The organism is bacterium (genome assembly GCA_019912885.1).
Taxonomy (GTDB): Bacteria; Lernaellota; Lernaellaia; order JACKCT01; family JACKCT01; genus JAIOHV01.
The window spans coordinates 1-4,549 of sequence record JAIOHV010000104.1 but is presented as its reverse complement, the minus strand read 5'-3'; the positions used below and the strand labels follow the sequence as shown (position 1 = coordinate 4,549).

The window sequence follows — 4,549 nt, the reverse complement described above, 5'->3', positions numbered from 1 at the left end:
CGCCGGGGCGGTATCGACCGCGCACTCCGCTTCGCTGCGTTTGCGGCACTGACATCGCTGCGTTTGCGGCCCTGACGCCGCTGCTTTGCGGCACTGACGCCGCTTATCGCCGGGGCGGTATCGACCGCGCACTCCGCTTCGCTGCGTTTGCGGCACTGACATCGCTGCGTTTGCGGGTCTGAATGCGCAATGCTTGCCAGTTTCGTTCGTAATCGATATGACAATACATCAATATGGACAACGATGTGCCGCAACGCCGCCGGACAGGCGCGCGAATTGCGTTTCCAGGGGCATTTCTGTATAGTCCTTTGGATTTTGTGCCGCCCCCTTGGCGGCATTTTTCTCGGTCGAGGACCACAAAGAAAACAATGACGCTGGCCCGATCCTTTTTCGTACTGGTGTGCCTGTCGCTTTTTGCCGCGGCAGGCGTCGTCGTTTCGTGCGGCGATTTCGTTCTCGAGGACGGCGAGATCGTCGCGGTCGACGACGATGACGACGCGGACGCGGGCGCGGACGACGATGCCGGCGGCAACGACGGTTTCGTTGACATGCGGGACAAGGACCTGATCACCTACGATCGCCACATCCGCCCGATCCTCGCGAACAATTGCGCCTCCTGCCATCAGCAGGGCGGGGTCGCGCCGTTCCCGCTTCTGACCTACGAAGACGCGCGGCGTTTCGGCGCGCTGATTACCGACACCGTCACCGAGCGCACCATGCCGCCGTGGCAGCTCGACAGCTCCGGCGAATGCGGGACTTACCACAACGCGCAGTGGCTCTCGGGCCGCGATATCGCGCTCATCAACGAGTGGGCCGAAGAAGGATTCCCCGAGGGCAACGCCGACGAGGATCCGATCGATCCGCGCGAGGCGCGCACCCTCGATCCGGACCTTGTCGTGGACATGGGCGTGGACTTCATCCCGCGCACGTCCGATGGCGAGGATGTCTACCGCTGCTTCATCATCGACCTGGGACTTGAAAAGGACATTTACGCGACCGCGTACGAATTCGTGCCCGGCCAGCAATCGATCGTGCATCACGCCCTGATCGCGCAGCCGATGTCGCAGGGGGCCGTCAATTATGTGCGTCGCCTGGATGACGAGGATGCGATTCCCGGCTTTGACTGCTACGCCACACTGCCGGCGAATTCGACGCTGATCGCGCTCGCGGGGCCGGCCGGCGGCGCGAACGACTTCCCGGCCACGACGGGCCTCAGGCTCGATCATCGGTTTCCGGTTGTCTTGCAGATGCACTACACCGGCAACGTCCGGCGCCTGGCCGACCGCACCGTCGTCAACCTCAAGACGGCGCAAACCGTGGAACGCCCGGCGTTCGTCCTGCAAAGCGGCCTTCCCGAATTCGCGATGAACTTCGAACTGCCGCCCGGCGAATCGCGCGTGGAGCGAACGCACGAGTTTCCGATTCAGTCGTGGATGCCCGACATCAGGATCTGGGGCGTGACGCCGCACATGCACGAGGCCGGCTCGGCCTACAAGATGGAAATCGTGCGCGGGAAGTCCTCCGCGATCGACTGCGCCGCGCGTATCAACCAGTGGAATTTCCATTGGCAACTGACCGGCTGGTACAAGGAACCCGTTGTCGCCCGCGTGGGCGACAAGCTGCGCGTAACGTGCGTTTTCGATACGGCGGACCGCACGGAAACGACGCGCTGGGGCATGAGTTCGTCCGACGAGATGTGCAACACCTATCTCTACGTGACGCGAGCCGACTGACGCGAAATGGCGCCGCGGATGGCGGCGCGAAACGATAACACGAGGGTGCATCATGACGACGATGTTGCGGCGCGCCGCAACCATCATCATCGCCGCGTTCGCGTTGACGGGCGTTTTCGCCACGGGCGCGGCGGCCGACCTGCGCGGCTGGCACGCCGACGGTCAGACCTGGCTTGTCTGGGATACGTGGGGCGCCGATCCGTTCACCTACGATCTCTACGTTTCGGATGCGCCGTTCACCGAGCTTGCGGCTGCGACGCTCGCCGGCCGCCTGTTGCCGGAGGACTGGAACGCCGCGCGGCTCAAGCTCGCGAAAAAGACGGCCACCTGGCGCGTGCCCGACGGCAACGGCGCGTATTACACGCTGAAAAACGACGAGGGCGCGTTCGCGTGGACGCCGCACGAAGCGGCGCCGGCGTATTTCGCGGTCGTCAAGCACGGCGATACGGCGATCGATCCGGCGAACATCGTCGGGCCGATCGCGCAGACGCTCGATCCCGTGGAGTGCCACGCGCAACTCACGACCACCGGGCCGGAGGGAGCGATCTACACGGTCTATGCGTTGTGGGTTGACGGCCGCGCCGATTGGGACTCCGGGCGCGAGGATTTTCCCGTCATGGCGAACGAGCACGGAAACGGCGTCGCGCACATGTTCGCCGTCCACGAGCCGCGCGAAGGCCGCCCGGGCGCTCCGATGGCGGCGGTGATCGCGTTGCACGGCGGCGGGCCGGTCAGCAACTACATCAACTTCGGTAACGGCCTGAACTTCCTTCTCGCCATCGACACGCACGTGTCGGACGGGCTGCTCGTGGCGCTCGATGACGCGATGTGGGTGCGCAAGGACGAAAACGGCGAAAAGACATTGCAGGAAACGCTGCGGTGGCTTGGCTACTGGTCGGGTTACAACCGTTTCGAGGTTCCGGCGCAGACGCCGCCGGACGATGGCATCGTGGTCGATTATTCGCTGCGCCGCGTGGAGTTCATCTTCGACTGGCTGCTCGCGAACGAGGACATCGACCCGCATCGAGTGTCGCTGCTCGGCATGAGCGGCGGCGGCGGCGGCGTGCATTTTATCGTGAAGCGCCGGCCGTGGGCGATCGCCGCGGGCACGAGCCTGTCCGGCCCGTACATCGGCTCGCCGATCGACTTCGCGAACTACCTGCAGGGCGACATCGACCAGGATCTGTACACGAACATCGAGGGGATGCGCCTGTCGGAGTGGTACTGGCCGACCAATCTCCTGTATCCGGAATCCGATATGCCGTTCCTGCGCTTTTGCGCGGGGCGAAACGACGAGTTCGAAAGCTGGGACTCGCGCGTCGTGGGATACGGCGAGATCCACGACCTGCGCTGGGGTTCGCACCTGTATTGGGACGAGCGCGACCACGTCTTTCATTGGTTCGGCAACTACTGGGTCGGCACGCCCCGGCACAGCGCGCAGATCCTGACGCGCTACCGCAACGACCGGTCGTTCCCCGCGATCGCCTACGACGATCTGGACATCGCGACGCCCGGCCGCCAGCCGGAGATGGGCGACGGCAGCAAGGACAGCGGCGCGATGGTCGGCACGTGGGGCGGATACATCGACTGGGACACCGAGGACATCACCGACGCGGCGGATTCGTGGGCGGCGACGCTCTTTCTCGTCACCGACTCCGATTTCGAAAACGACAACGCGCCGGTGAACGTCATCCGGGCGGACGTTTCGATCCGAAGGCCCCAGAGCTTTCGTCCGGCGCCCGGCGCGATGGTGACCTGGAGGCTCGTCCGCCCGTCGGACAAAGTCGTTCTGGATGTGGGCATCGCCAAGGTGCGCGACGACGGGCTCGTCACGGCCAAGCAGGTCGATATCGATCGCGACGGCACACGCCTGGAATTCTTCGCCGATGCGCCGCCGGACGGCGTGGATGACGACACCGGCGACGATGACGAAGCGAACGACGACGACACCGACGCCAACGACGACGCGGACGCGGATGCGGACGAAGACGACGACGATGACGATGACGACGGCGGGAGCGGCTGCGGCTGCTGAACGTGGAGGGGTCTGTTGGGACGCTTTGTTTTGATGCTCACCGTGGGAACCCTTGCGATCGGCTTGATTGCGGCTTCCGGACCGGTGACGCCTTCGGCCATCGATCTCGGTTTATTTTTCGGCCAGGGGCTCGACCCGGCGTGGGCGCCGCCGGACATCGAATCCGACGACTTCAACGCGGAACTCCGGTTCTTCGCGGGCGAGGATCTGATCGCGGCCTGCGACGACGAGGCGCTCATCGCCGATGACGGCACCGCGGAACACGGGTACGCGTCCGCGGTCGCCGGCCGCGCCTGGCTAAACTGCTTTACCCCGTCAATCTTCCCCTCGTATCTGAAACAAATTTCGGTCTTCATTCACCACGCGGTCATTGGCGACACCGACCCCCTCCAATATGTCGTTTACAGCGATTCGGGCGACGACGGTCCCGATAGCGCGAAACTGCATGCGTCGGGCACATTCGAACCGAACGCGGGTATGTGGAACACCTACAACGTTCCCGCCATCGCGCCGCTGGGATTCGGGCGTTGGTGCGTCGGCGTCGAATATCAGGACAACGACGACGACAACATCAAATTTGTCGGCGAGGATCAGAGTACGGTGGATGTTAATACCTCGTACGGCGGCGTTCCTGGTGACTGGGGTCAGTACGACGGTTTCAGCGACTACCGATGGATGATCCGCGCGGCGGTCAATGACTGCAGCAGTTCCACGACGACCACGACCACGACGACCACGACCACGACGACGACAACGACGACGACCACGACGACGACCACGA

At 64.1% G+C, this 4,549-nt stretch carries 3 protein-coding genes; all 3 read left to right on the top strand.

All coding sequences use genetic code 11. From position 1 onward, the window contains the following. Positions 1-368: 368 nt before the first annotated feature. Entirely contained in the window at positions 369-1,733 is a 1,365-nt protein-coding gene (locus tag K8I61_08880) for a hypothetical protein (protein ID MBZ0272138.1), read from the top strand. A gap of 52 nt (positions 1,734-1,785) precedes the next feature. Further along, a complete protein-coding gene (locus K8I61_08875; protein ID MBZ0272137.1) occupies positions 1,786-3,768 on the top strand; it encodes a hypothetical protein in 1,983 nt (660 codons plus the stop codon). 15 nt (positions 3,769-3,783) lie between these two features. Beyond that, a partial coding sequence (locus K8I61_08870) for a hypothetical protein (GenBank protein ID MBZ0272136.1) occupies positions 3,784-4,549 on the top strand: 766 nt, incomplete at its 3' end.